The organism is Geodermatophilus sp. SYSU D00879, from assembly GCF_054050375.1.
The window spans coordinates 1-25,261 of sequence record NZ_JBJGZF010000030.1 but is presented as its reverse complement, the minus strand read 5'-3'; the positions used below and the strand labels follow the sequence as shown (position 1 = coordinate 25,261).

General features: G+C 77.4%; 24 protein-coding genes. 13 read left to right on the top strand and 11 right to left on the bottom strand.

Annotation, left to right across the window (positions count from 1 at the left end; translation table 11 throughout):
• Nucleotides 1-53 precede the first annotated feature (53 nt).
• Nucleotides 54-989: a DUF5926 family protein gene (locus ACI79B_RS22465; RefSeq protein WP_456930124.1), complete on the bottom strand. Its 936-nt coding sequence runs from the start codon at nt 987-989 to the stop codon at nt 54-56.
• 57 nt (nt 990-1,046) lie between these two features.
• Between ACI79B_RS22465 and ACI79B_RS22460 the strand changes: the two genes are divergently transcribed.
• The 3 genes from ACI79B_RS22460 to ACI79B_RS22450 are packed head-to-tail and all read left to right on the top strand — an operon-like array spanning nt 1,047 to nt 4,566.
• Complete coding sequence (locus ACI79B_RS22460; RefSeq protein WP_456930125.1) at nt 1,047-2,255, top strand: cytochrome P450; 1,209 nt, start codon at nt 1,047-1,049, stop codon at nt 2,253-2,255.
• Entirely contained in the window at nt 2,255-2,917 is a 663-nt protein-coding gene (locus tag ACI79B_RS22455; protein ID WP_456930126.1) for a DNA alkylation repair protein, read from the top strand. The genes ACI79B_RS22460 and ACI79B_RS22455 overlap by 1 nt, the downstream gene beginning before the upstream one ends.
• Before the next feature lie 32 nt (nt 2,918-2,949).
• Nucleotides 2,950-4,566 (top strand): long-chain fatty acid--CoA ligase, encoded by a 1,617-nt coding sequence (locus ACI79B_RS22450; RefSeq protein WP_456930127.1) that lies wholly within the window; start codon nt 2,950-2,952, stop codon nt 4,564-4,566.
• A gap of 9 nt (nt 4,567-4,575) precedes the next feature.
• On the opposite strand, the gene ACI79B_RS22445 is transcribed toward ACI79B_RS22450, so the two are convergent.
• Complete coding sequence (locus ACI79B_RS22445; RefSeq protein WP_456930169.1) at nt 4,576-4,905, bottom strand: rhodanese-like domain-containing protein; 330 nt, start codon at nt 4,903-4,905, stop codon at nt 4,576-4,578.
• Between the two features lie 60 nt (nt 4,906-4,965).
• Here ACI79B_RS22445 and ACI79B_RS22440 point away from each other — a divergent pair, with 60 nt between their 5' ends.
• A complete protein-coding gene (locus ACI79B_RS22440; protein ID WP_456930128.1) occupies nt 4,966-5,484 on the top strand; it encodes a PH domain-containing protein in 519 nt (172 codons plus the stop codon).
• Nucleotides 5,481-6,989, top strand: coding sequence for a PH domain-containing protein (locus ACI79B_RS22435; protein ID WP_456930129.1), 1,509 nt, complete (start codon nt 5,481-5,483; stop codon nt 6,987-6,989). The genes ACI79B_RS22440 and ACI79B_RS22435 overlap by 4 nt, the downstream gene beginning before the upstream one ends.
• A 108-nt stretch (nt 6,990-7,097) precedes the next feature.
• On the opposite strand, the gene ACI79B_RS22430 is transcribed toward ACI79B_RS22435, so the two are convergent.
• Entirely contained in the window at nt 7,098-7,790 is a 693-nt protein-coding gene (locus ACI79B_RS22430) for a response regulator (RefSeq protein WP_456930130.1), read from the bottom strand.
• A gap of 62 nt (nt 7,791-7,852) precedes the next feature.
• On the opposite strand from ACI79B_RS22430, the gene ACI79B_RS22425 reads away from it, so the two are divergent.
• From ACI79B_RS22425 to ACI79B_RS22415, 3 genes are all read left to right on the top strand, one after another.
• Nucleotides 7,853-8,599 (top strand): sensor histidine kinase, encoded by a 747-nt coding sequence (locus ACI79B_RS22425; RefSeq protein WP_456930131.1) that lies wholly within the window; start codon nt 7,853-7,855, stop codon nt 8,597-8,599.
• Nucleotides 8,600-8,868: 269 nt separating this feature from the next.
• Entirely contained in the window at nt 8,869-9,732 is an 864-nt protein-coding gene (locus ACI79B_RS22420; RefSeq protein WP_456930132.1) for a manganese catalase family protein, read from the top strand.
• Between the two features lie 112 nt (nt 9,733-9,844).
• Nucleotides 9,845-10,099 carry a hypothetical protein gene (locus tag ACI79B_RS22415; RefSeq protein WP_456930133.1) on the top strand — a complete coding sequence of 85 codons (255 nt, stop codon included), beginning with the start codon at nt 9,845-9,847 and terminating at the stop codon, nt 10,097-10,099.
• A gap of 63 nt (nt 10,100-10,162) precedes the next feature.
• On the opposite strand, the gene ACI79B_RS22410 is transcribed toward ACI79B_RS22415, so the two are convergent.
• A complete protein-coding gene (locus ACI79B_RS22410) occupies nt 10,163-11,806 on the bottom strand; it encodes a solute symporter family protein (protein WP_456930134.1) in 1,644 nt (547 codons plus the stop codon).
• Complete coding sequence (locus ACI79B_RS22405) at nt 11,796-12,191, bottom strand: DUF485 domain-containing protein (protein WP_456930135.1); 396 nt, start codon at nt 12,189-12,191, stop codon at nt 11,796-11,798. Before ACI79B_RS22405 ends, ACI79B_RS22410 begins: the two co-directional genes overlap by 11 nt.
• Nucleotides 12,192-12,353: 162 nt before the next feature.
• Between ACI79B_RS22405 and ACI79B_RS22400 the strand changes: the two genes are divergently transcribed.
• Complete coding sequence (locus ACI79B_RS22400; RefSeq protein ID WP_456930136.1) at nt 12,354-13,592, top strand: Rieske 2Fe-2S domain-containing protein; 1,239 nt, start codon at nt 12,354-12,356, stop codon at nt 13,590-13,592.
• Between the two features lie 104 nt (nt 13,593-13,696).
• Here ACI79B_RS22400 and ACI79B_RS22395 read toward each other — a convergent pair whose 3' ends face one another.
• Nucleotides 13,697-13,867, bottom strand: a complete 171-nt coding sequence (locus tag ACI79B_RS22395) for a hypothetical protein (RefSeq protein ID WP_456930137.1) — start codon at nt 13,865-13,867, stop codon at nt 13,697-13,699.
• Nucleotides 13,868-13,954: 87 nt separating this feature from the next.
• Between ACI79B_RS22395 and ACI79B_RS22390 the strand changes: the two genes are divergently transcribed.
• Nucleotides 13,955-15,190 (top strand): MBL fold metallo-hydrolase, encoded by a 1,236-nt coding sequence (locus ACI79B_RS22390; protein WP_456930138.1) that lies wholly within the window; start codon nt 13,955-13,957, stop codon nt 15,188-15,190.
• 3 nt (nt 15,191-15,193) lie between these two features.
• Here ACI79B_RS22390 and ACI79B_RS22385 read toward each other — a convergent pair whose 3' ends face one another.
• From ACI79B_RS22385 to ACI79B_RS22370, 4 genes are all read right to left on the bottom strand, one after another.
• Nucleotides 15,194-16,156, bottom strand: coding sequence for a LacI family DNA-binding transcriptional regulator (locus ACI79B_RS22385; protein WP_456930139.1), 963 nt, complete (start codon nt 16,154-16,156; stop codon nt 15,194-15,196).
• A gap of 83 nt (nt 16,157-16,239) precedes the next feature.
• Nucleotides 16,240-17,094: an Fpg/Nei family DNA glycosylase gene (locus ACI79B_RS22380; protein ID WP_456930140.1), complete on the bottom strand. Its 855-nt coding sequence runs from the start codon at nt 17,092-17,094 to the stop codon at nt 16,240-16,242.
• A 73-nt stretch (nt 17,095-17,167) separates the two neighbouring features.
• Nucleotides 17,168-18,658: a malic enzyme-like NAD(P)-binding protein gene (locus ACI79B_RS22375; RefSeq protein WP_456930141.1), complete on the bottom strand. Its 1,491-nt coding sequence runs from the start codon at nt 18,656-18,658 to the stop codon at nt 17,168-17,170.
• Between the two features lie 35 nt (nt 18,659-18,693).
• Nucleotides 18,694-19,080, bottom strand: coding sequence for a hypothetical protein (locus ACI79B_RS22370; RefSeq protein WP_456930142.1), 387 nt, complete (start codon nt 19,078-19,080; stop codon nt 18,694-18,696).
• Nucleotides 19,081-19,207: 127 nt separating this feature from the next.
• On the opposite strand from ACI79B_RS22370, the gene ACI79B_RS22365 reads away from it, so the two are divergent.
• Both ACI79B_RS22365 and ACI79B_RS22360 read left to right on the top strand, forming a co-directional pair.
• Nucleotides 19,208-20,113 (top strand): CPBP family glutamic-type intramembrane protease, encoded by a 906-nt coding sequence (locus ACI79B_RS22365; protein WP_456930143.1) that lies wholly within the window; start codon nt 19,208-19,210, stop codon nt 20,111-20,113.
• A gap of 37 nt (nt 20,114-20,150) precedes the next feature.
• Nucleotides 20,151-23,357, top strand: a complete 3,207-nt coding sequence (locus ACI79B_RS22360) for a BTAD domain-containing putative transcriptional regulator (protein ID WP_456930144.1) — start codon at nt 20,151-20,153, stop codon at nt 23,355-23,357.
• A gap of 37 nt (nt 23,358-23,394) precedes the next feature.
• Here ACI79B_RS22360 and ACI79B_RS22355 read toward each other — a convergent pair whose 3' ends face one another.
• Nucleotides 23,395-23,847 (bottom strand): DUF309 domain-containing protein, encoded by a 453-nt coding sequence (locus ACI79B_RS22355; RefSeq protein WP_456930145.1) that lies wholly within the window; start codon nt 23,845-23,847, stop codon nt 23,395-23,397.
• A 174-nt stretch (nt 23,848-24,021) separates the two neighbouring features.
• Between ACI79B_RS22355 and egtA the strand changes: the two genes are divergently transcribed.
• On the top strand, nt 24,022-25,261 hold a 1,240-nt coding region (gene egtA, locus ACI79B_RS22350; RefSeq protein WP_457000249.1), incomplete at its 3' end, for an ergothioneine biosynthesis glutamate--cysteine ligase EgtA.

Below are 25,261 nucleotides of genomic sequence, written 5' to 3'. Positions count from 1 at the left end.
CGTGCTCTGCCCCCAGGTGGGGGCAGAGCACGACGAGGCGGGGAGCGGGTGCCTCAGCGCAGGGTGACCTGGCGGGACAGCAGGCCGGCGCGGGCGCGGCGCTCGTCGCTGCTCAGCGGGTCGGTGACCGTCAGCGCCTGCTCGAGGCGGGAGGCGAACTCGGCCGCGGGGCCGGCCCACTCCTGCGCGGGGGTGTCGGCCGGCAGGTCCCAGACCGGGACGACGAGCCCGTGCGCGCGGAACGCGCCGGCGTACCGGGTGCCCTCGCCCAGCAGCAGCTGCTCGGACGCCGAGAGCCGGGCCAGCGCGTCGAGCAGCGGCTCCTCGGCCTCGGGGCGCACCCAGCGCAGGTGCGCCCGCTCGTTGCCCGGCCGCACCCAGTAGGCAGCGCCCAGGCCCTCGAGCCGCTCGGTGGGCAGCACCGCCTCGTTGGCCCGCTCCAGCCCGGCCTGCGCGGCGGGGTTGGGGTCGGTGCCCTCCAGCCAGAAGCCGAAGTCGGGGTGCACGGTGACCTCGAGCGGCACGGTGAGGTCGAGCAGCTCCTGCAGCCGCGGCCCGGCCGAGCCCGCCGCGCCGATCGGGCCCGGGTCGACGGGGGCGCCGGCCGGCGAGTCCAGCGCGGCGGCGAGCGCGGTGCCGATGTCCCGGCTGACGTCGTCGGAGGAGGCCTGCAGCTGGACGCCGAGCAGGATCTCGCCGTTGCTGCGGACCAGCGCCGGGGCGCCGCCGGGCAGCACGCTGGCGAGGGTGACCTCGCGGCCGTCGGTGGTCGTCAGCGGCGCGGTGGCGGCGGGCACCAGCTCGCGCAGCGCCACCCAGTCCGGCTCGCCGGGCAGGCCCTCGAAGGGGCGGGTCACCGGGGGCGCGTAGCCCGAGCCGTGGCAGTGCTTGTACCGGCGGCCCGAGCCGCACGGGCACGGGGCCTTCGGGTTGATCTCACCCTCGGCGGCGGCGGGCGCGGGACGGCGGCGGGTCGCGGAACGGGCCATGCGGCCCAGGGTATGTGGGGGCAGGAACGGGGTCCGGCGGGCCATAGGCTCGGGGTCGTGACCTCCCTGGCGGCACCGCTCGACCTCGCGGACCCGGCCGTCGTCGCCGACCCGTACCCCGCCTTCGCCGCCGCCCGCGCCGTCGCCCCGGTCCAGTGGCACGAGGGGCTGCGGCTGTGGCTGGCCTTCACCCACGCCGACAGCAACGCCGTGCTGCGCGACCGCCGGCTGGGGCGGATCTGGCGGGACCGGGAGCCCGCCGAGCGGTTCGGGCAGTTCAACCTCGTCCACCGCAACGCCATCCTCGAGATGGAGCCGCCCGACCACACCCGGCTGCGCCGGCTGATCAGCGCGGCCTTCGCCCGCGGGCACGTCGAGCGGCTGCGCCCGTGGGTCGAGCAGCTGGCCGGCGGGCTGGTCGACGGGCTGGTCGAGCGCTCCGGCGGCAGCGAGCCGGTCGACGTCCTCTCGGGGATGGCCGAGGAGCTGCCGGTGGCGGTCATCGCCGAGCTGCTCGGCGTCCCGGCCGCCGACCGGCCGCTGCTGCGGCCGTGGTCCAACGCGATCGTGAAGATGTACGAGTACGGCCGGACGACGGCGGTCGAGGACGCCGCCGAGCGCGCCGCCGCGGAGTTCGTCGCCTACCTGCGCGGGCTGGCCGCCGAGCGCCGCCGCGCGCCCGGCGAGGACCTGCTCTCCCACCTGGTCACCGTGCGCGACGCCGACGGCGACCGGCTCACCGAGGACGAGCTGGTCACCACCTGCATCCTGCTGCTCAACGCGGGCCACGAGGCCACGGTCAACGTCAGCGGCAACGGCCTGCTCGCGCTGCTGGAGCACCCCGGCCAGCTGGCGCGGCTGCGGACCGACCCGGCGCTGCTGCCGACGGCGATCGAGGAGCTCATGCGGTTCGACTCGCCGCTGCAGCTGTTCGAGCGCACCGCGACCGCCGACGTCGAGGTCGGCGGCGTGACCGTGCGGGAGGGGCAGAAGGTCGCCGCGCTGCTCGGCGCCGCCAACCGCGACCCCGCCGTCTTCGCCGACCCCGACACCCTCGACGTCGGCCGCACCGACAACCCGCACGTCTCCTTCGGCGCGGGCGTGCACTTCTGCATCGGGGCGCCGCTGGCCCGGGTGGAGCTGCAGGCCTCCTTCGGCGCGCTGCTGGGCCGCACCAGCGACCTGCAGCTCGCCCGCCCGGCGCGGCGCCGTCCGGAGTTCGTCATCCGCGGCCTGGCCGAGCTGCCCGTCGTCCTGACCCGGTAGTGGCCGCGACCGCGGAGGTGCTCGGCCGGCTCCGCGAGCTGGCCGACCCGTCGCGGCCGGCGGGCATGGCCCGCTCCGGCGTCGGCGGCGCGCAGACCCTGGGCGTCACGGTCGCCGAGCTGCGCACGCTGGCGAGGGAACTGGGCCGCGACCACGCGCTGGCCGCCGCGCTGTGGGACTCCGGCGTCCACGAGGCCCGGGTCCTGGCCAGCATGGTCGAGGAGCCGGCCGCGGCGGACGCCGCGCAGCTCGACGCGTGGGCGGCCGGGTTCGACTCGTGGGACCTGTGCGACCAGGTCTGCCAGAACCTCGTGCGGCACACCCCGTCCGCCTGGGACACGGCGCTGGCGTGGAGCGGGCGGCCGGAGGAGTTCGTCAAGCGGGCCGGGTTCGCCGTCATGGCCGGGCTGGCGGTGACCGACAAGGGGGCGGACGACGGGCGGTTCGAGCCGTTCCTCCGCGCGGTCGCCGAGCGGGCCGACGACGACCGGCCGGTGGTCCGGAAGGGGGCGAGCTGGGCGCTGCGGCAGATCGGCAAGCGCAGCCCGGGCCTGCACGGACGCGCCGTCGCGACGGCGCGCGAGCTGCGGTCCGGCGGCCGGGGCGCCCGCTGGGTCGGCGCGGACGCCCTGAGGGAGCTGGAACGGCGTACTCCGCGGTAGATCGTGAGCGCGGTCACTGGCACGATGCCGCCATGCGCGGCCTCATGCAGGACTTCCCTCTCACGATCGACGCGATCTTCCGGCACGTCGAGCAGCACTACGGCGACGGGACGATCGTCACCGGCAGCCCGACCGGCCCGGTGCGCAGCACCTACGCCGAGTGGGCCGATCGCACCCGGCGGCTGGGCGGGGTCCTCGACACCCTCGGCGTCAGCGAGGACGGACGGGTCGGCACCTTCGGCTGGAACAGCCAGCGGCACCTGGAGCTGTACTTCGCCGCACCGGCCACCGGGCGGGTGCTGCACACCCTCAACATCCGGCTGTTCCCCGAGCAGCTGACCTACATCGCCAACCACGCCGAGGACGAGGTGGTCTTCGTCGACCGCACCGTCCTGCCGCTGTTCTGGCCGCTGGTCGACACGATGAAGACGGTCAGGCACGTCGTCGTCATGGACGACGGCGGTGACAACGAGATCCCCGACGACCCGCGCGTCCTGGACTACGAGGCGCTGCTGGCCGAGGCGCAGCCGGTCGAGTTCCACGTCGAGGACGAGAACCGCGCCGCGTCCATGTGCTACACGTCCGGGACCACCGGCAACCCCAAGGGCGTCGTCTACAGCCACCGCTCGACGTTTCTGCACACCATGGGCGTGATGCAGCCGAACGCGTTCGGCCTCGGCATCCAGGACGTCGCGATGCCGGTCGTGCCGATGTTCCACGCCAACGCCTGGGGCATCGCCCAGGCCGCCCCGGCCGCCGGCGCCTCGCTGGTCATGCCCGGGCCGATGATGCAGCCCGAGGCCCTGGCCAAGCTGATCGTCGAGGAGGGCGTCACCTTCACCGCCGGCGTCCCGACCATCTGGCAGGGCGTGCTGCCGCACCTGGCCGGCAAGCCGCACAAGCTGCGCGACATCGGCTGCGGCGGCTCCGCGGTGCCCAAGGCGCTGTCGGAGGCCTACCGCGAGCAGGTCGGGCTGCCGATCCTGCAGGCCTGGGGCATGACCGAGACCCACCCGGTCGCCTCCTCGGGCGTGCTGCCCAAGCGGTACGCCGACGCCGACGAGGCGACCAAGGCCGACCAGCGGGCCCGCGCCGGCATCCCGTTCCTCGGCGTCGAGGCCCGGATCGTCGACGCCGAGACCCTCGAGCCGCAGCCCTGGGACGACAAGGCCACCGGTGAGCTGCAGGTCCGCGGCCCGTGGTGCGCGAAGGACTACTACAACCCCGACGCCGGCGTCGTCCTGACCACCGACGACGGCTGGATGCGCACCGGCGACGTCGCGGCGATGGACTCCTTCGGCTCGATCCGCATCGCCGACCGCACCAAGGACCTCATCAAGTCCGGCGGCGAGTGGATCAGCTCGGTCGACCTCGAGAACGCGATCATGAGCCACCCGAAGGTCAAGGAGGCCGCGGTCGTCGGCATCCCGCACCCCAAGTGGGACGAGCGGCCGCTGGCCTGCGTCGTCCTCAAGGACGGCGAGGAGGCGACCGAGGAGGAGATCCTCGAGCACCTCAGGCCGCTGGTGGCCAAGTGGTGGATGCCCGACGCCGTCGAGTTCATCGACGAGGTGCCCAAGACCAGCGTCGGCAAGTTCTCCAAGAAGGACCTGCGCAGCCGCTTCGCGGAGTACGAGCCCAAGTCCTGAGACGGGGTCCTAGCGGACGAAGGGCGGCTGGCCGGTCTCGCTCACCAGGGGCCGGCCCGCCGCCTCCCACTCCCCCATGCCGCCGCCGACGTTCACCGCGTCGTAGCCGTTGAGGTTCAGCCACGCGGCGACCCGGGCCGAGCGCCCGCCGCTGCGACAGACGACGTACACCGGGTCGCCGTCGGGGACCTCGTCGAGCCGGGCCGGGACGTCGCCCATCGGGATGTGCGTGGCGCCCTCGGCGTGCCCGGTCACCCACTCGCCGTCCTCGCGGACGTCGAGGAGCGCGGCGTCCTCGGGCACCTCGGCGGCGGACACGGTCGGGACCTGCTGCGGCATCACGCGCCCCATCCTCCCAGGTGGGGCTCCACCGCACCGGCAGGCTGGGAGGATCGGGCCGTGACGTCCGCTCCCCCCGCGCCACCGGTCCGCGAGCCGGCCTGGTCGCTGTCCCGCTCGGCCATCTGGCTGTGGGTCACCCAGGGGGTGATCGGCACGCTCGTCTACGGCGTGCTCGTGGCGGTGCTCGTGCTCGCCGTGCCGGCGTCGGTGGGCGGGCCGGTGCCGGTGCTGCGGTGGCTGCTGCCGGTGCTGCTGGTCGTGTACGCGGTGGTGGCGATCGGCGTGCGGCCGTGGATCCGCTACCGGGTGCACCGCTGGGAGGTCACCGCGGACGCGGTGCACGCCCTCACCGGCTGGCTGAGCCGCACCTGGACGCTGGTGCCGGTCGCCCGGATCCAGACCGTCGACGTCACCCGCGGCGTGCTGCAGCAGCTCTACGGGCTGGCCAGCGTCGCGGTGCTCACCGCCTCGTCGCAGGGCACCGTCCGGGTGCCGCACCTGGAGGTCGCCGTCGCCGAGCGGGTGGCCGAGGACCTGGCCCGGCGGGCCGAGCAGGTGCGGGACGAGGCCACGTGACGGACCCGGTGCTGACGGCGCCCGAGCTCACCGCCCCACGGCGCACCTCGCCGCTGATCGTGCTCGTGCACACCGTCACGTTCCGCCAGGCCCGGCAGGTGGTGCCGGCCGCGATCCCCGTCGTCGCCGCGGTCGGCGTGGACGGCCCGGAGGTCGTCGTCGCGCTGGTGGTGGCGGTGACGGCGCTGTCGCTGCTGTTCGCCGCGCTGTCGTGGTGGCGGTTCACCTACCTCGACGCCCCCACCGCGGTGGTGGTCACCCGCGGCCTGCTCGCGCGGTCGGTGCGCACGGTGCCCAACGACCGGATCCGCGGCGTGGAGGTCGAGGCGCCGGCGCTGCACCGGCTGTTCGGGCTGGTCCGGGTCCGCGTCGACGCCGCGGCCGGCACGATGACCGGCGGGGACGAGGAGGTCGTCGTCGACGGCGTCCCGCGGGTGGAGGGCGACCGGCTGCGGGCCTCGGTGCTCACCCACCGGCGGGCCGCGGCGGCGTTCCCCGGTACGGACCCGTCCGCCCCGTCGCCGGAGGAGCCGGCCGAGCGGGAGCTGGCCCGGTTCGACCGGCGCTGGCTGCTCTACGCGCCGCTGGTCGCCAGCTACCTGGCGGTGCCGCTGGCCGCGGTCGGCGCGCTGTCGCGGCTGCTGCAGGAGCTGCCCCGGGACCTGCGCCCCGACCTCGACGGCCCCGACCTGACCGACGTCCGCGTCCTCGTCGTCACCGCGGTGGTCGCGGTGGCGCTGCTCGCGGTCGGGGCGGTCGCCGGGGCGGCGGTGGTCAACTGGGGCTTCCGGCTGGTGCGCCGCGGGGGCTCGCTGGTCGCCGTCCGCGGGCTGGTGACCCGGCGGCACACCGAGCTGGAGGTGGACCGGATCCGCGGCGGCACCCTGGCCGAGGGGCTGGGCATGCGGCTGGTGCGGGCCGCGCGGGTCAACGCCCTGGTCACCGGCCTGGGCGCGGCCAGCCGGCGCGGCCAGCTGTTCCCGCTGGGCCCGCGCGCGGAGGCGGTGCGGCTGCTCGGCCTGCTGGTCGACGACCCGGGCCCGCTGGCGCCGCACCCGCCCGCGGCCCGCCGGCGGGCGCTGGTCCGCGCGATCGCCACCGGGCTGCTGGTCGCCGCCGCCGGGGCCGTGCTGACCGCGCTGACCGGCTTCTGGGGCGTGCTCGCCGCCGGGGTCGTGCTCACCGTCCTCGGCGTGCCGCTGGGCCTCGGCCGCTACGCCGCGCTCGGCCACGCCACCGGGCCCGGCTCGTTCAGCGTGCGCAGCGGGCTGCTGGTGCGCGAGCAGGCGGTGCTGCAGCGGCGGGCCGTCGTCGGCTGGCAGGTCCGGCAGACCTGGTTCCAGCGGCGCGCGGGCCTGGCCACCGTCGTCGCCTGCGTCGGCGCGGGCAGCGGCGGCTACGCGGCGGTGGACATGGCCGCCGACGACGTCGCGGCGTTCACCGCCGCCGCGTCGGGACCGTGGGCCACCGCGCCCGGCCGGGGGACGCCCCGCCCGACGGGCTGACGGCGGAGGTCGCTGGCCCGTCGGGGCCAGGTCACCGGAACCCGGGAGTGTCGATCATCCGCCCGGGTAGCCCGGCGCTCGATGACCGCCGCACCGCGGCACGCCCGCTCAGCGCAGCCCGCCGGTCTCCCTGCCGAGGCCGACGCGGCCGGCCAGCGCGGCCGCCTCCACGCGGGTGGCCACGCCGAGGCTGCGCAGCAGCGAGGCGACCAGCCGCTTGGCGGTCCGCTCGGACACGTGCAGCGTGGTGGCGATGTCGACGGTGCTCGTGCCGTCGGCCACCAGCCGCCACAGCCGGCGCTCGTCGCTGGTCAGCCGGTCGGTCACGGTCTGCTCGCCGGTCGGCGCGGCGTCGTCGAGCAGCCGGCGCAGCAGCGCCTCGGGGACGACCGACCATCCGTCGAGCACTGCCAGCAGCGGGCGGACGAGGTGCTCCGGGTCGGCGCTCTTGGGCAGGAAGCCCGCCGCGCCCGCCCGCAGCGCCTCCAGCGCCGCGTCGGCCTCGGCCAGCCCGGACAGCGCCACCACCCGGACCACGGGGTCGGCCCGGCGGATCGCCGCGATCGCCCGCACGCCGCCCGGGGGCGGCATGTGCAGGTCCACGACGGCGACGTCGGCGTGGTGCCGGCGCACCAGCGCGGCGGCCGCGGAGGCGTCGTCGGTGGTGGCCACGACGCGCACCCGGCCGCCGCTCACCCCGGGGAGCAGCAGTGACAGCCCCCGGCTGAACAGCGGATGGTCGTCGACGACGACCACGTCCACGTACCCCTGACGCTCAGCCCCGGCGTCGGTCGACCCCACGACCCTCCTCACCCCGGCCCGGCGCGCCCGGCGCACCGGGCTCCACGCACCCGGAGGTGCCCGTGACCCTGGCCCCCGACACGCCCCGTACCGTCCGGTCCGGTTCCGGCCGGCTGCTCACCGACCTGGCCCGCGTGGTGCGCGACCACGTCGTCCGCGCCGCCCGCGGCCCGCGGCCGGGCCAGGAGCCGCCGCCCACACCCGAGGGCGCGCTGCTGCGAGCCATGTGCCACGACATGCGGAGCCCGCTGGCCTCGCTGGAGGCGCTGCTCGGCTCGCTGGACCGCGAGTCCGCCCAGCGCGAGGAGCTGCTGGAGCTGGCCCGCGCGCAGACCGCCCACCTGTCCTCGATGCTGCGCACCGCCGACGCCTCGGGCGGGGCGACGCGGCGGCCCCCCGGCGGGCGGCTGCTCGGCGAGGTGTTGCGCGCGTCGGTGGCCGCGTCCGGCCTGCCGCTGCGGCAGCTGACCCTGGCGGTGCAGGAGTGCGCCGCCGGGGTGAGGGTGGCCGACGCCCGGGTGCAGCGGATCCTCACCAACCTGCTGGAGAACGCCCACCGGCACGGGGACGGCGCCGCGGTGCTGCTGACCGCCGTCCACCGCGACGGCTGGGTCCGGCTTGCGCTCACCCAGGACGTGGCCCACCCCGGGCGGGTCGTGCAGTACCTCCGCCACGACGCCCCGCCGGTCGACCTCACCGGCCTGGGCCTGTGGTCGGTGCAGCGGCAGGCGCACGACCTCGGCGGCGCCGTCGTCTGGGCCACCTCCGACGCCGGGCTCACCCTCTGCGTCCAGCTCCCCGACCGGTGAGACCCCCTCCCGACGTGAGCCGCCCCGCGAGGCGGGCCGAGGAGTGGGGCCCGGAGGGTCCCGCGAGCGAGGGCCGGGAACGGCTCAGCGCAGGAGGGGACGGCACCTGGCCGCGGTGTCGGCCGGCAGGCCGACGGACGACACGGCACGGGAGACGTGGCACCGGGGGGCCACGGGACGGCACGGGCGGGCCACCGGGCGCGGGCAGATCCCCGGGTGTCGCCGCAGCGGCGGCGGCGCGACGACGCAAGCCGAGTGAGGGAGAGCCCGTGTTCACGCACACCCACGCCCTGCAGTACGAGGCCAAGCCCGACGGTCCCGACCCGGACTTCGCCCGCAAGATGCAGGAGGTCCTCGGCGGTCAGTGGGGCGAGATGACCGTCGCCACGCAGTACCTGCTGCAGGGCTGGAACTGCCGGCTGCCCGGCAAGTACAAGGACATGCTCCTCTCGATCGGCACCGAGGAGCTGGCGCACGTCGAGATGATCATCACGATGATCGACCGGCTGCTCGACCACGCGCCGCTCAAGCCCGACTCGGCCGACCGCAGCAAGGAGGCCGCCGCCGGCTACGGGCAGCACAATCCACAGCACCTCATCCAGAACGGCCAGGCGGCGTCCTACATGGACAGCATGGGCAACCCGTGGACCGGCGCGTACGTCACCGCCAGCGGCAACCTGATGGCGGACTTCTACTACAACGCCACCGCCGAGATGCAGGGCCGGCTGCAGGTGGCCCGGCTCTACAACATGACCGACGACCCGGGCGTGAAGGACCTGCTGCGCTTCCTCATCACCCGCGACCACATGCACCAGCAGCAGTGGCTGGCCGCCATCGAGCAGCTCAAGGAGGACGACCTCGAGGGGCTGCCGGTGCCCGAGGCGTTCCCGCTGTCCGACGAGGTCGGCGACCTGGGCTACACCTTCATCCAGGCCTCCGACGGCCCCGAGGCCGCCAACGGCCGCTGGGCGTCGGGTCCGGCGCTCGACGGCACGGACAACCAGCTCCGCGCCGCGGCGATCGAGGCCACCGCCGACGCCCCGACGCTGCCCCCGGGCGACCCGCGGCTCTACAGCACCCCGCAGACCGAGGCCCACACGATGCTGCAGAAGGCCAAGGACCTGCTCAAGTGAGCCGCTGAGCTCCCGATCACCGCGCCGTCGCCGCGCCGGCGGCCGGGCTCCCGCAGCCCGGCCGCCGGCCCGGCGGGGCCGCACCCGGAACGGCAGTCCCCGGAGGTCCCCCGTGCACCTGCCCACCCCCGCCGTCGTCCTGACGGCGGTCTACGCCGCGGCGCTCGCCGTCGCCGTGGCCAGTGCCACCACCGGCTCGGCCCGCGAGATCCTGGCCGGCCTGGTCGTCCTCGCCGCCCTCGTCACCCGCTGGGCGGTGCGCCGCTCCCGCCGGACCGCCCCCACGACCGCGGCCGCCGTGGCGACGGTCGACGCCGCGCTGCCCGACGCCCCGCTGCCGGAGGCCGCCCCCGCCCGCGCCGCCTGAACGCGCGAGGCGCGCGCCCCCTGACGGGGACGCGCGCCTCGGCTGTGTCGCGGTCCGCGACCGCTAGTGGGCGACGGCCTTCTCGGCACCGATCCCGGTGAGGGAGCGGACCTCCAGCTCGGCGGTCTTGTCCAGGTCCGGCTTCTCCTTGGACAGGACCGTGCCCAGCCAGCCGAGGAAGAACGACAGCGGGATGGACACGATGCCGGGGTTGTTCAGCGGGAACCAGTGGAAGTCCACGTCCTGGAACAGCGACGGGGACAGCCCGGTGGCCGGGTTGACCGGCGCGCCCGACACGACCGGCGAGAAGACGATCAGCACGATGCAGGCGATCAGGCCGCCGTACATCGACCACAGCGCGCCCTGGGTGGTGAACCGCTTCCAGAACAGCGTGTAGAGGATCGTCGGGAGGTTCGCCGACGCCGCGACGGCGAAGGCCAGCGCCACCAGGAAGGCGATGTTCAGCCCGGCCTGCAGGGCGAGGATGCCCAGGCCGATCGAGATCGCGCCGATGACGACGGCGGTGATGCGGGCGACCCGCACCTCGCCGTTGGGCGGCACGTTGCCCTTCTTGATGACCGACGCGTAGACGTCGTGGGCGAACGAGGCCGACGCGGTGATCGTCAGGCCGGCGACCACCGCGAGGATCGTCGCGAACGCGACGCCGGCGATGATGCCGAGCAGCACCGTGCCGCCGAGCTCGAAGGCCAGCAGCGGGGCCGCGGAGTTGACCGCACCGGGGGCGCCGAGGATGGTGTCCGCCCCGACGAGGGCGCCGGCGCCGTAGCCGATGACCAGGCTGAACAGGTAGAAGATGCCGATCAGCCAGATCGCCCAGACCACCGAGCGACGGGCGTCCTTCGCCGTCGGCACGGTGTAGAAGCGCATGAGCACGTGCGGCAGGCCCGCCGTGCCGAGCACCAGGGCCAGGCCCAGCGAGACGAAGTCGAGCTTCGAGGTGCTGGTCGCGCCGTACTGCGCGCCCGGCGCCAGGACGTCGCGGCCCTCGACCGCGTTGGCCTGCGCGCCGCCCAGCAGCGAGGACAGGTTGAAGCCGAACTCGCCGAGCACCCACAGCGTCATGACCAGCGCGCCGGCGATGAGCAGCGAGGCCTTGATGATCTGCACCCACGTCGTGCCGCGCATGCCGCCGACCAGCACGTAGATGATCATCAGCGCGCCGACGAGGACGACGACGAGGGCCTGCGCGGCCTCGCCGGTGACCCCCAGCAGCAGGGTCACCAGGCCGCCGGCGCCCGACATCTGCGCCAGCAGGTAGAACAGCGACACCGCCAGCGTGGAGATCGCCGCCGCCGTCCGGACCGGGCCCTGCCGCATCCGGAAGGCCAGGACGTCGGCCATGGTGAACCGGGCGGTGTTGCGCATCAGCTCGGCGACCAGCAGAAGCGCCACCAGCCAGGCGACGAGGAAGCCGATCGAGTACAGGAAGCCGTCGTAGCCGTAGACGGCGATCGCCCCGGCGATGCCGAGGAACGACGCCGCCGACAGGTAGTCACCGGCGATGGCCAGGCCGTTCTGGGTGCCGCTGATGTTGCGGCCCGCGGCGTAGTAGTCCGCTGCGCTCTTGTTGTTGCGGCTGGCGCGGAAGGTGATCACCAGGGTGACCAGGACGAACGCGCCGAAGATGCCGATGTTGAGGGCCGGCGTGCCGATGGTGGCGTCGGCGGCGAGCACGTCAGCGGGCACGCGTGGCCCCCTTCCCGAGGTCGGTGCCGGCGCGGTGACCGGCGGCGTACTCGTGGTGCTCGAGCCGCTCGCGCATCTCGTCGGCGATCGGGTCGGTGCGCCGGTTCGCGTGCGAGACGTACAGGTGGGTGATCACGAACGTGGACAGGAACTGTCCGAGCCCGAGCAGGAGCCCGATGTTGACGTTGCCGAACACCTGGGTCGCCATGAAGTCCGGCGCGTAGGTGGAGAGCAGGACGTAGAGCAGGTACCAGGCCAGGAAGGCCACGGTCATCGGGAACGCGAAGGCGCGGAAGCGCCTGCGCAGCTCGGTGAACTCCGGCGAGTTCTGCGCCTGCCGGTACTCCTCCGGCGTCAGCAACCGCCGTTCGGCGGGTTCGGTCACGACTGTGCCCCCTCGTGTCGACCTGGTCGGACGTGTGACGGCGCTCACCATAGGTCGGCGACGGTTGAGTCGGAAATGATCGAAACTATCGGTGCGGAGCCGTGACCTGAGCTTCCGACCGCCGTAACGCCGTGGAAGTGCGCCGGCGGTGCACTTGGGGGCATGACCGCGACGGCAGACACGTCGACCGCACGGTCGACGGGGTGGTTCCCGGTGGCCCGCGCCACCGAGGTCGGGACGACGCCGGTGCCGGTGGGCGCCGGGGGACGCGCGTACGTCGTCGTCCGGCTCCGGCCCGGCGGGGAGGTCAGCGCCTTCCCCGACCGGTGCCCGCACCGGCTGGTCCCGCTGGCGGCGGCCGCCGTCGTCGGGGGCCGGCTGCAGTGCCCGTACCACGGCTGGCGCTTCGAAGCGGACGGCCGCTGCGTGGACGTCCCCTCCCTCGGGCCCGACGGCAGCCCTCCGCCCCGGGCGGACCTGCCGGTGCCGTGGGCGGTCGAGGAGCGGCACGGCTGGGTCTGGCTCGCACCCGAGCGGACCGTCGTCGCCCTCCCGCCGGCCCCCGCCGCCGAGCCGGTGCCCGAACCCGCCCCGGCTCCCGGGCCGCCGCCGGGGCCGGTGTTCGGCAACCTCGACCCGTCGCTGGAGCACGCCTGGCACCCGGTCGCGCTGTCCCGCGAGCTGCGGCCCGGCGGCTGGCTGCAGGTCCGCCTGCTCGGCCGCACCTGGGCGCTGTCCCGCGGCGCGGACGGCCTGGAGGCGGACCCGCCGGCGTGGGGCGTGCGCGAGCGGTTCGGCGTCGTCTGGCTGGCGCCGGCCGAGCCCCGCGACGTCCCGCTCGAGCTGCCCGAGGACGGCGACCGGCGCTTCGTCCGCGGCTGGCCGGCGCCGGTCCGGTCGGCCGGCCCGGCCGGGCCGCTGGCCGACGCCCTCCTCGACACCGCGCACGGCCCGTTCGTGCACGGCGGTCCCGAGGACGACGGGCCGGCTCCCGAGGTGACGCCGGAGCCGGGCGGGTTCACGAGCGTGCGCGCGCACGACGCGACGGTGACCACCGCCGTGCACCGCGCGCCGTTCCAGCTGCGGCGGCGGGTGGAGTCCGCGGCGTCCGGCGCGGCGACGACGACGCTGTACCTCCTGCAGCCCGAGGACGCCGACTCCACCCGCGTCTACGCGTGCGTGCTGCTGCGTGCGGGGGACGGCGAGCCGCTGCCCGGGCCGGAGGTGGTGGCCGCCGAGGTCGCGCGCGCCCAGCGGGCGCTGGCCGAGGACCTGGGGCTGCAGGCGCAGCTCGCCGGCACCGGGCTGCCGCTGGCGGCGCGCGACGAGCTGCACGTGCGCTCCGACCGGCACGGCCTGGCGCTGCGCCGCGCCCTGGCCGACTTCGCCGCCGGCCGCTGAGCACGATCAGGTGAGCTGATCGTGCCGTGTCCTGGCTCGGTGTCGACGGTGAGCCAGGACGCTCCGCGGTGAGCCAGGACGCTCCGCGGTGGGCCAGGACGGCGTCAGGCCGGCTCGAGCTCCTCGCCGCAGGCGGGACAACGGGTGGGCGGGTCCTCGTCGGCGATCCGCCCGCACGCCGGGCACACCCGCGCCAGCCAGCACGCCGGGTCCCCGCCCTCGTCGTCCGGCCCGGCACCGCCGGCCGGGCCCGGGCGGACCTCCTCCTGGGACATCCCGCCTCCTCCTCGCCGTGAGGCCGACGGTACGGCGACCGGGACGGTGACGCGGGTCGCGGCGACCGCCCGGGGCCGGCTGGGAACATGGACGTCGTGCCGTCGCCCGCCCCGCGCCGAGAACGAGCGCGCCGCACCGCCCTGACCGCCGCCGCCCTGGCCCTCCCCGCGGGCTGGCTCGCCCGCGCGCTGTGGGGCCTGCCCACGGCGATCGGCGCCGGCCGGCGGGAGATCCGGCCCACGGCGGCCGGCTCGCCGCAGTGGTCGCACGGCAGGTTCCACAACACGCTGCCCACGCCCACGCTGCCGCCGCCCAACGCCCGCCGGGGCCTGCTCCGGCAGTGGCACGACGACCGGCACGTCGGCCTGCCCACCCGCCCGGTGCCGCTGACCCGCCCGGAGATCCCGGCCGAGGCCGGCGAGCTCGCCGTGACCTGGTTCGGGCACTCGAGCGCGCTGCTGGAGGTCGACGGCGCCCGCGTGCTGGTCGACCCGGTGTGGGGGTACCGCGTCTCGCCGTCGCCGGTGTTCGGCCCCACCCGGCTGCACGAGCCGCCGGCGCCGGTGGCGTCCCTCCCCCGCGTCGACGCCGTGCTGATCTCGCACGACCACTACGACCACCTGGACCTGCCGACGGTGCGGGCGCTGGTCGAGCAGCAGGACGCGCCGTTCGTCGTCCCGCTGGGCGTGGGCGTGCACCTGCGCCACTGGGGCGTGCCGGAGGACCGCGTCGTCGAGCTGGACTGGGACGGCGCGACGACGGTCGGCGACCTGACGATCACCTGCACCGAGGCGCGGCACTTCTCCGGCCGCTACCTCACCCGCGACACCACGCTGTGGTCGTCGTGGGTGGTGGCCGGCCCGCGGCACCGCGTCTTCTTCGGCGGCGACACCGGCTACACCCCGGCCTTCGCCGGCATCGGCGCCCGGCTGGGCCCCTTCGACCTCACGCTGCTGCCGATCGGCGCCTACAACGAGGCCTGGGCGCACATCCACATGGACCCCGAGGAGGCGGTGCGCGCGCACGGCGACCTCGGCGGCGGGGTGCTGCTGCCGGTGCACTGGGCCACGTTCAACCTGGCCTTCCACCGCTGGGACGAGCCGGTGCAGCGGCTCCTCGGCGCCGCCGGGCGCTCGGGCGTGCAGGTGGTGGTGCCGCGGCCGGGCCAGCGGGTCGACGTCCTGGCGCCGCCGCCGCTGGAGGACTGGTGGACCGCGGTCGGCTCGCCCGGGGCCGGTCCCGCCCCGCACGACGACGCCGGCGTGAGCGGCACCGTGCTCGCCCGCGTGCTCTCCCGGCTGATGGCGCTGCGGGTCGGCTGACGCTCAGGCGCTGCGGCGCACGACCAGCTCGGAGGGGAAGAACTCCGTCTCGTGCGCCGCGGCGCGGGTGAGCACGGCCCGCACCGCCGCGCCGGCGATCCGCTCCACCGGGTGCGTCGCCGTCGTCAGCCCCGTGACCCCGGCGAGGGGGACGTCGTCGAAGCCGGCGACCGCGACGTCGCCGGGGACCTGCCGGCCGTGCCGGCGCAGCATCGCGAGGACGCCGAGGGCGACCTCGTCGCAGCTGGCCAGGACCGCGTCGGTGTCCGGCCAGCGGGCGAGGACCTCCTCGGCCCCGGCCTCCCCCGCCGCGGCGTCGAAGCCGCCGGGCACGGTGCGCGCCTCCAGCCCGGCCGCGGCGACGGCCGCGCGGTAGGCCGCGACCGGGCGCTGCGCGCACGGCAGCCACGGCGGGCCGGTGACCATCGCGATCCGCCGTCGTCCCGACCGGAGCAGGTGCGCGACCGACGCCCCGGCCGCCGCGGCGCCGTCCACGTCGAACGACGGGACGTCCGCGCTGCCCGTCCCGATCGACACCACCCGGCCGCGCAGCCCCCGCGGCACGGCGGCGAGCAGCTCGTGTGTGGTGTTGACCAGGACGACCCCGCCGACGGTGCGGTCGCGGGCCAGGGCGTCCAGCTCGGCGCCCGGCGCGTGCAGCGGCAGCCGGCGGACGGCGATCCCGAGCCCCTCCGGGGTGAGCACCCGCGCGCCCGCGGTCACCACCCGCGCTAGGTACTCGCAGTCGAGGATCGCGTCCGACGTGCCGGTGACGGCGACGACGACCCGCGTGCCGGTGCCGCTGGCGAGGGCGCGCGCGACCGGGTCGGCCGCGTAGCCGAGCGCCTCGGCGGCGGCGCGCACGCGGGTCAGGGTCTCCGCGGACACCGGCCCGCTGCCGGTGACCACCCGGGACACCGTCGCGCGGGAGACGCCCGCGGCCCGCGCGACGTGCTCGAGGGTCACCGTGGGAGGCGGGGCGTCGCGCACCCGGCCGTCGTACCACCCTGGCGGTGCCGGAGGGGAGCCCCGGCGGGCTGGGACCGCTCTCAGCGCAGCAGCTTGCTCATCCGCCGGTCGGCCAGCGGCTTGCCACCGGTCTGGCAGGTCGGGCAGTACTGCAGCGAGGTGTCGGCGAAGCTGACCTCGCGGACGGTGTCGCCGCACACCGGGCAGGGCAGGCCGGTGCGGGCGTGCACCCGCAGCCCCGACCGCTTCTCGCCCTTGAGCGTCGCCGCCGCCTGGCCCACCTGCCGCTCGAGCGCGTCGGTGAGCGTGGCCCGCAGCGCGTCGTAGAGCCGGACCAGCTCGTCGTCGGTGAGCCTGTCGGCCATCTTGAACGGCGAGAGCCGGGCGGCGTGCAGGATCTCGTCGGAGTAGGCGTTGCCGACGCCGGCCAGCACGGTCTGGTCGGTGAGCGTGCCCTTGAGCTGCGCGTGCCGGCCGGCCAGCAGCGCGGCGAACTGCTCGCGGTCGACGGCCAGCGCGTCGGGGCCGAGCCGGCCGACGCCGGGGACCTCCGACGGCGAGCGGACCAGGTACACGGCGAGGCTCTTGCGGGTGCCCTGCTCGGTGAGGTCGAAGCCGTTGCCGTCATCGAGGTGGACGCGCAGCGCGAGCGGGCCCTTGCCGGGCTTGGGCGGCGCGGTGGGCAGGCCGGTGCGCCAGTGCAGCCACCCGGCGCGGGCCAGGTGCACCACCAGGTGCAGCCCGGAGACGTCGAGGTCGAGGAACTTGCCGTGCCGGGCGGCGCCGGTGACCTCCAGCCCGGCCAGCGCCGACAGCGGCGGGTCGAAGGTCTTGAGCGCCTGCAGCGCGGTCAGGTCGGCGCGCGCGACCACCCGGCCGACGGCGTTCTCGCGGAGGAACGCGGCCAGCGCCTCCACCTCGGGCAACTCGGGCACCCGGCCATGATCCCCGCCGTCGTCCCCTCCCGTCGTCCCCGATCGTGTGCACTTCCGCGGAAGTGCACGGGCTTCAGCCGACGAACGACGTCCGGTCGGTGACCGTGGCGGTGGCGCCCGGCTCGGCGCGGGCGGCGTCGGCCACCGCGGCGGCCACGGCCTGCGTGACGGCCGGGTCGAACACGCTCGGGATGATGTAGTTGGCGTTGAGCTGGTCGTCGCGGACGATCGCCGCCAGCGCCTCGGCCGCGGCCAGCAGCATCCCGGTGCTGATCTCGGTGGCGCGGGCGTCGAGCAGCCCCCGGAAGACGCCGGGGAAGGCCAGCACGTTGTTGATCTGGTTGGGCAGGTCCGAGCGGCCCGAGGCGACGACGGCGGCGTGCTGCCGGGCCCGGACCGGGTCGACCTCCGGCGTCGGGTTGGCCATCGGGAAGACCACCGCCCGCTCGGCCATCGCGGCCAGCGCCTCCACCGGCAGCACGTTGCCGGCGCTCACCCCGATGAACACGTCGGCGTCCACAAGCGCGTCGGGCAGCTCGCCGCGCACGCCCGCGGGGTTGGTGCGCCGCGCGAGGTCGGCCTTGGCCGGGGACAGCCGCTCGTCGTCGGGCGACAGGATCCCCTCGCGGTCCCACACGAGCACCTGGCCGGCGCCGGCGGCGAGCAGCAGGTTGACGATCGCCGTCCCGGCCGCGCCGGCCCCGGCGACGACGATCCGCACGTCGACCAGCCGCTTGTCCACCACGCGCAGGGCGTTGCGCAGCGCGGCCAGCGCCACGATCGCCGTGCCGTGCTGGTCGTCGTGGAAGACCGGGACGTCGAGCCGCTCGCGCAGCCGGGCCTCGATCTCGAAGCAGCGCGGCGCGGCGATGTCCTCGAGGTTGATGCCACCGAAGCCGGGCGCGATGAGCTCGACGGTGCGCACGATCTCGTCGACGTCCTGGGTGTCCAGGCAGATCGGCCAGGCGTCGATGTCGGCGAACCGCTTGAACAGCGCGGCCTTGCCCTCCATCACCGGCAGCGCGGCGCCGGGCCCGAGGTCGCCCAGGCCCAGGACGGCCGACCCGTCGGTGACGACGGCGACGGTGTTGCCCTTGATGGTCAGCCGGCGCACGTCCTCGGGGTGCTCGGCCAGCGCCAGGCACACCCGCGCCACCCCGGGGGTGTAGGCCATCGACAGGTCGTCGCGGGTCTTGAGCGGCACCTTGGAGGCCACCTCGAGCTTGCCGCCGAGGTGCAGCAGGAACGTGCGGTCGCTGACCTTGCGCACGGCCACCCCGGGCACGGCGCCGAGCGCGGTGACCATCTCCTCGGAGTGCGCGGCGTCGGCGGCCGAGCAGGTGACGTCGACGGTCAGCCCGTCGGGCCGGGAGTCGACGACGTCGATGGCGGTCACCGCGCCGCCGGCCTCGCCCACCGCCGTCGCGATCCGGCCGATGCTGGCCGGGTCGCCGTCGGCGGTGAGCCGCACGGTGATCGAGTAGGAAGCCGAGGTGACCGGCCCGCGCGGGACGGCGGCCGGCTCGCCGAGGGCGGTCGGGTCCGCTGCTGTGTCGCTGCTCACACCCCGATCGTGACACCGCCGGGCGCGGGCCGCGCTCAACCGCCGGGGATCGGCTCGAGCACGACCTCCAGGCCGCCGTCGGCCGCGGCCGCCACCAGCGCGGCGCCGTCGAGCGGCGGCGGCCCGAGCAGCGTGGCCAGGGCGGCCTGCGGCCCGGCCGGGACGGCGACGACGACCACCCGCGCCGCGGCGTCCCCGCCGGCCACCGACCAGGGCACGCCCCGCGGGCAGACGACGGCCGAGCCGGGCGGGCGCGGCCGCGCCGGCGCGGAGCCGACCGCCACCAGCGGGCAGCCGGCGGTGACGACGAGCACCACGTCGGCGCCGCGGGCCACCAGGCGGCGCGGCGGGCAGCCCGGCGGGACGGTCACCGCCTCGGCGGCGGGACGGCCGGGCGGGGGGACGGCGTCGAGCGGCTCCATGCCCCGCACGGTGCGCCCGCGCGCTGGTGGGCCGCTGGTCCCGCCCCCGCCAGCGGCCGACCAGTGCCCGACCAGCCCCGGCTCCGACGGTGGGCGCCGATCGAGACCGACCTCCCCTGGAGCCGCCATGAGCACCGCCCCGCCCCTGCCCACCTCCTCCCCGACCGCCCCGCCGGCCGCACCCGCGATCCGCCCGTCGCCGTGGCGGGAGATCGGCGTCTTCCTCGGCGCCACCGCCGGCCTGCTCACCCTGACGACCGCCGTCGCGGCGGCCGCGGACGCCGACGTCGCGCACGTCGACCAGGAGCCGCCGCTGGTCCAGGCGCTGCTGTTCGGCCAGGCGCTGATCCCGCTGCTGGCCACCGTCCTCGCCCGGCTGGTCACCGCCGGGACGCTGCGCCGGCCCGGCTGGGGCTTCCGCCGGACGTCGTGGCGCAGCCTCGGCACCGCCTGGCTGTGGGGCCTGCTGCCGACGCTGGCCGCCGGCGGCCTGCTCTGGGTCACCGGGCTGGCCGGCTTCGCCTCCGACGGGCTGACGCCGACGGTGGCGCTCGGCCTGACGCTGCTGGTCCTCCCCTACGTCGCCCTCGCGCTCTTCGAGGACGTCGGCTGGCGCGGCCTGCTGGTGCAGCGCCTGGCCGAGGTCGCCGGCCCGCGCACCGTCGTCCTGGTCAGCGGGCTGGCCTGGTCGCTGTTCCACTGGCCGCTGGTGCTCTTCCTCGGCGGCGCGCCCGCGGGGATCCCGCTGCCGTTCGCGCTGCTGTGCCTGACCGTGGGCACCACCTCGCTGGGCGCCGTGCTCGCCTCGATGCAGCTGCGCTGGGGCATCTGGCCGGGCGTCCTGGCGCACGCGGTGCTCAACGCGCTGCTCTACCACGTGCTCGCGCCGCTGACCGCCGACAGCGGGCCCACCGAGTGGTTCTCCGCGGAGACCGGCGCCGCGGGGGCCGTCACGCTGCTGCTCACCGCGCTCGCCTGGTGGCGGGTCGCGCCCCTGCGCCGGTCCCCCGACGGCGGCACGGTGGCCGCCTGAGCCCCGGGAGGGCCGCGACCACCTACCCTCCCCGGCCGTGGACCTGCGGCTGGACGTGCTCGGGCCGACGCGGCTGCTCCGCGACGGCGCCGCGGTGGACCTCGGCGGGCGCCGGCCCGCCGAGGTCCTCGCGCTGCTGGCCGCCGCCGAGGGCCGGACCGTGCAGGCCGCCGCGCTGGCCGACCGGCTGTGGCGCGGCGCCCCGCCGGCCACCGCGACGACGACCCTGCAGGGCCACGTCAGCCGCCTGCGCCGGCTGCTCGACCCCGGCCGCGGCGCCCGCGACGCCGCCGTCCTGGTCACCCGCGGCGACGGCTACGCGCTGGTCCTGCCGCGCACCGCCGTCGACGCGCACGCCTTCGCCGACCTGGTCACCGCCGGCACCGCCGCCGGCGACCGGGAGGCCGCCCGGCTGCTGACCGAGGCGCTGGCGCTGTGGCAGGACCGGCCCTACGCCGACGTCGCCGACGTGGAGGACGTCGTCCCCGCGGTGGCGCGGCTGGAGGAGCTGCGGCTGGTCGCCGTCGAGCGGCTGGCCGAGGCCCGGCTGGCGCTGGGCGCGGGCGCGGAGCTGGTGCCCGACCTCACCGCGGCCGCCGCCGTCGCCCCGCTGCGCGAGCACACCGCCGCGTTGCTGGCCCGGGCGCTGTACCGGGCCGGGCGGCAGGGCGACGCGCTGGACGTGCTGCGCCGCACGCGGGAGCGGGTCGCCGACGAGCTGGGCCTGGACGCCTCGGCCGAGCTGCGTGACGTCGAGGCCGCCGTCCTGCGGCAGGACGCCGCGCTGGCCGCCCCGGCGCGGACCCCGGCTCCCGTCGCCGCGCCCGCGCCGCGGGCCGAGCCGGCCGGGGACGGCTTCGTCGGCCGTCCCGGCGAGCTGGCCGCGCTGGCGGCGGCGTGGGCGGCCGCGGGCGCGGGCCGCGGCACCGCCGTCGTCGTCACCGGCGAGCCGGGCATCGGCAAGACCCGGCTGGTCGAGGCGTTCGCCGCCCGCGCCGGGGCCGCCGTCCGCTGGGGCCGCTGTGCCGAGATCGGCGGCGCCCCGCCGTACTGGCCGTGGCAGCAGGTGCTCGGCGGGCTGCCCGAGGCGGCGCTCGGCGCGGACACCGGCGCCCGCTTCGCCCTCGGCCTGGACACCGCCCGCCGGCTGCACGCCCTCGCCGTCGAGCGGCCGCTGCTCGTCGTCCTCGACGACCTGCAGTGGGCCGACGGCGACTCCCTGCACGTGCTCGAGGTGGTCCTCTCCCAGGTGCACGGCAGCCGGCTGCTGCTGGCGGTGACCTGCCGCGAGGAGGCCACCGCCGACCCGGTGCTCACCCGAGTGCTGGGCCTGGCCGCCCGGCTGCCCGGCGCGCAGCGGCTGCGGCTGGCCGGGCTGGCCGCCGACGAGGTCGCCGACCTGGTCGCCGGGCTGCGCGGGGACACCCCGGCCGGCGCCGCCGTCGCCACGCTGGCCGAGCGCACCGGCGGCAACCCGTTCTTCGTCACCGAGCTGGCCGCCCTGCCGCCGTCGGCCGGCGAGACCGTGCCGGCCGGGGTCCGCGACGTCGTCCGGCTGCGGCTGGCCGCGCTGCCCGCACCCGCGCGCGACGCGCTGGCCGCGGCCGCCGTCGCGGGCCGGGACGTGCCGGTCGGGCTGCTGGCCGCCGTCCTGTCCGGCGACGACGGCGGGGTGACGACGGCGCTGGCCGCGGGCCTGCTGGTCGAGACCTCGCCCGGCCGGGTGCGGGTGGCGCACGACCTGGTGCGCGAGGTGCTGCTGGCCGACCTGGGGCCGGTCGAGCGGGCGCGCGTGCACGGCCGGACGGCCGACGTGCTGGAGGCCGGGCCCGCGGCGGCGACCGCGGCCGGCGCCATCGCCGTGCACCGCAGCGAGGCCGCCGCCGGCGGGCCGGACCCGGCGGCCGCCCGCGCCTGCCTGCGGGCCGCCCGCGAGGCGCTGGACCGGGCCGGCGTGGAGGAGGGCGCCGCGCTGGCCGACCGGGGGCTGGCGCACGTCCCGCCCGGGGAGGCGGCGCTGGCGGCGGACCTGCACCTGGTGCGCGGCCGGGCGCTGCGCCGGCTGGGGCTGCTGGAGGAGAGCGGCGCCGCCCTGCGCGCGGCCGCGGACCTCGCCCGCGGGGTCGGCGACGCGCCGCGGCTGGCCCGGGCCGCCGTCGCCTCCGCCGGCGGCGGGCTCGGCGGCTACTGGGCCTCGGTCGGCGCGCCCGCGGCCACCGACGTCGCGCTGCTGGAGGAGGCCGCGGCCGGCGCCGACGCGCTGCCGCCGGAGCTGGCCTCGGCGGTCCTCGCCGCGCTGGCGGTGCAGCGGTCCTCGATCGGCGAGGCGGGCGGCCGGGAGCTGGCCGACCGCGCGCTCGCCGCGGCCGGCGGCGTCCCGTCCGCGCGGCCGCGGGCGCGGGTGGCCCGGTTCGTGGCCGACTGGACGCCGGCGCACGCGGCGCAGCGGGTGGAGCTGGCCCGGGCGCTGCTGCGCGAGTCGGCCGGCGACCCCGCCGCCGAGGCCACCGCCCTGCACCTGCTCCGCTGCGCGCTCACCGAGACGGTGCAGGCCGACGAGGCCGCGGCGGTGTCCCGCCGGTTCACCCAGCTGGCCACCCGGCGCGGCGACGGCGACCTGCTGCAGCTGGACGCCTGGTGGTCCGCGGGGCTCGCGCTGGCCCGCGGGGACGCCGACGGCGCCCGCCGGCTGGCCGACGCCGCCGTCCGCGAGGCACCGACCACCTCCCCGGCCGCCGCCGACGTCACCCGGATGTCGCGGCAGACGATCGAGGGCATCGCCGCCTGGCACGAGCGCTCGATGGGCGCGCTGGTGCCCGAGGTCGTCGACCTGGCGGCGACCGTCGACGCCGGGTTCCTGTCCGTCCTCGCGCTGGCCCACGCGCAGGCCGGGCGGCGGGAGCAGGCGCACGCCGTCGTCGAGCGGTGGCTCGCGTTCCCGGCGCACGGCGCCCGCGAGCCGGTGCGGGCGGTGCTGCTCGCCGACGCCGCCCTGGAGCTGCGCGACCGCGACCTCGCCGCCTCCCAGCTGCCGGCGCTGGAGAGCTACGGCGACACCGTGCTGGTGCTGTGGGCGGGCACGACCGTCCTCGGCCCGACCGCCCTCTACCGCGGCGGCGTGCTCGGGCTGCTCGGCCGGCCGGGCGCCGCGGCGGAGCTGCGGCGGGCGCTGGAGATCTGCGACGCGTTCGGCTTCGCGCCGTTCGCCGCCCGCGCCCGCGCGCTGCTGGCCGAGCACGGCTGACCCGTCCCGGGCACGGCCGCGGACGTGCCCGGAGCGGTCAGTCCTGGCCGCGCAGCCGGAACGGCCGGTCGGCGGCGAGCGGCTGCCGCGCCCAGGCCACGAGCCCGGCGACGTCGATCCCGTGCGGCGGCGCGGCCGCGTAGGGCGCGACGTTGCCCGCGCCGCGCTCGACCAGCCGGGCGGCGCCGGGCCCGTTGCCCCGGGCGGCGTGGGTGAGCCCGACGGCGAGCTGCGCCAGCCCCCGCCACAGCTGCCGCTCCGTCTCCGGCGCGGCCTTCCAGGCGTCCTCCAGCACCTCGTGGGCGTGGAACGGGCGCCCGGCGTCGAGCAGACGCTGCGCCTCGGTCAGCGCCTCGTCCGGCGTGCGCGGCACCCCCTCCGGCGCGCGCTCCTCGCCCACGGCGCCGCGGGGCAGCGGGCGGCCGAGGGCGTCACGGGGCCGGGCGTTGCGGGCCCGCCCCGCGGCGTCCCGGTCCCGGGGGGAATCCACCGGACGATCCTCGCGCGAACACCGGACGACGGCGCGGTGCGCCGCCGCTCCGGGGGTTGTCACCAGGGCCGTGTAGTGCATGGATGGGAGCCGAGGACGGCCCCTGCGCGAGGCCGCCCCCGCACCGACCCGCGGTCGTTCGCGACCGGTCCGGACCTGGAGGGGGTGGGCCCCGTGGGCCCTGCCGTGGAGGAGCGCACCGCGCTCGACCTCGATGGCGCCGTCGCCACCGTCACCGCCACCGCGCTGCGGCCCGGCCCGGCGGGCCCGGTCGGCCTGGAGCTCGAGGCGCACCTGGTCGACCTCGACGCCCCGGCCGCCCGGGTGCCCTGGGACCGGGTGTGCGCCGCGGTGGCCGGGGTGCCGGCCCTGCCCGGCGGCAGCCGGGTGACCCTGGAGCCCGGCGGGCAGGTGGAGCTGTCCGGGCCGCCGCTGCCGGGCGCCGCGGCCGCGGTGGCCGCGCTGCGCGCCGACCGCGCCGTCCTCGCCGCCGCGCTGGCCGCGCGCCGGCTGGGGCTGGCGCCGGTGGGCACCGACCCGCTGCGCCGCCCGACCCGGGTGAGCCCGGCGCCGCGCTACCGCGCGATGGAGCGGCACTTCGCCGCCGCCGGCTGCGGCCCGGCGGGGACGGCGATGATGACCGCGACCGCGTCGCTGCAGGTCAACCTGGACGCCGGCCCGCGCAGCGGGTGGAGCCGCCGCGTGGCGCTGGCCCACCAGCTCGGCCCGGTGCTGGTCGCCGTCTCGGCCTGCTCGCCACTGCTCGGCGGGCGGGTCACCGGCTGGCGCTCGTCGCGGCAGCAGGTGTGGGGCGCCCTCGACCAGGCCCGCTGCGGCCCGATCCTCGGCGGCGCCGACCCGGCCGGCGAGTGGGCCGCGTACGCGCTGGCCGCGCCGGTGATGCTGGTCCGCGACCCGGACACCGGCGACGCCGAGCCGGTGCTCCCCCGCACCCCCTTCGCCGACTGGGTGACCGGCGCGGTCCCGCTGGGCGGGCGCCGGCCCACCCAGGCCGACCTGGACTACCACCTGTCCACGCTGTTCCCGCCGGTGCGGCTGCGCGGCTACCTGGAGATCCGCTACCTCGACGCCGCGCCCGAGCCGTGGTGGCCGGCGCTGGCCGCGGTCACCGCCGCGCTGCTCGACGACCCGGCCGCCGCCGACGCCGCCGCCGAGGCGACCGCGCCGGTCGCCGGGGCGTGGACCCGCGCCGCCCGCGACGGGCTGGCCGACCCGGAGCTGCGCGCCGCCGCGGTGCGCTGCCTGGCCGCGGCGCTGCCCGCCGTCGACCCGGGCCTGGGGGGGGGGGGGGGGGGGGGGGGGGGGGGGGGGGGGGGGGGGGGGGGGGGCGGGGGGGGGCGGCGCGCGGCCGCCCCCGCCCGCCGCCCCCCCGCCGCCGCCGGGCCCCCGACAC

What these genes read in the sequence shown, in the direction of transcription:
- ACI79B_RS22465 (WP_456930124.1), bottom strand. Translation starts at nt 989, where the DNA reads ATGGCCCGTTCCGCGACCCGCCGCCGTCCCGCGCCCGCCGCCGCCGAG.
- ACI79B_RS22370 (WP_456930142.1), bottom strand. Translation starts at nt 19,080, where the DNA reads ATGGAGCCGCTCGACGCCGTCCCCCCGCCCGGCCGTCCCGCCGCCGAG.
- ACI79B_RS22365 (WP_456930143.1), top strand. Translation starts at nt 19,208, where the DNA reads ATGAGCACCGCCCCGCCCCTGCCCACCTCCTCCCCGACCGCCCCGCCG.
- ACI79B_RS22400 (WP_456930136.1), top strand. Translation starts at nt 12,354, where the DNA reads ATGACCGCGACGGCAGACACGTCGACCGCACGGTCGACGGGGTGGTTC.
- ACI79B_RS22450 (WP_456930127.1), top strand. Translation starts at nt 2,950, where the DNA reads ATGCGCGGCCTCATGCAGGACTTCCCTCTCACGATCGACGCGATCTTC.
- ACI79B_RS22445 (WP_456930169.1), bottom strand. Translation starts at nt 4,905, where the DNA reads ATGCCGCAGCAGGTCCCGACCGTGTCCGCCGCCGAGGTGCCCGAGGAC.
- ACI79B_RS22390 (WP_456930138.1), top strand. Translation starts at nt 13,955, where the DNA reads ATGGACGTCGTGCCGTCGCCCGCCCCGCGCCGAGAACGAGCGCGCCGC.
- ACI79B_RS22395 (WP_456930137.1), bottom strand. Translation starts at nt 13,867, where the DNA reads ATGTCCCAGGAGGAGGTCCGCCCGGGCCCGGCCGGCGGTGCCGGGCCG.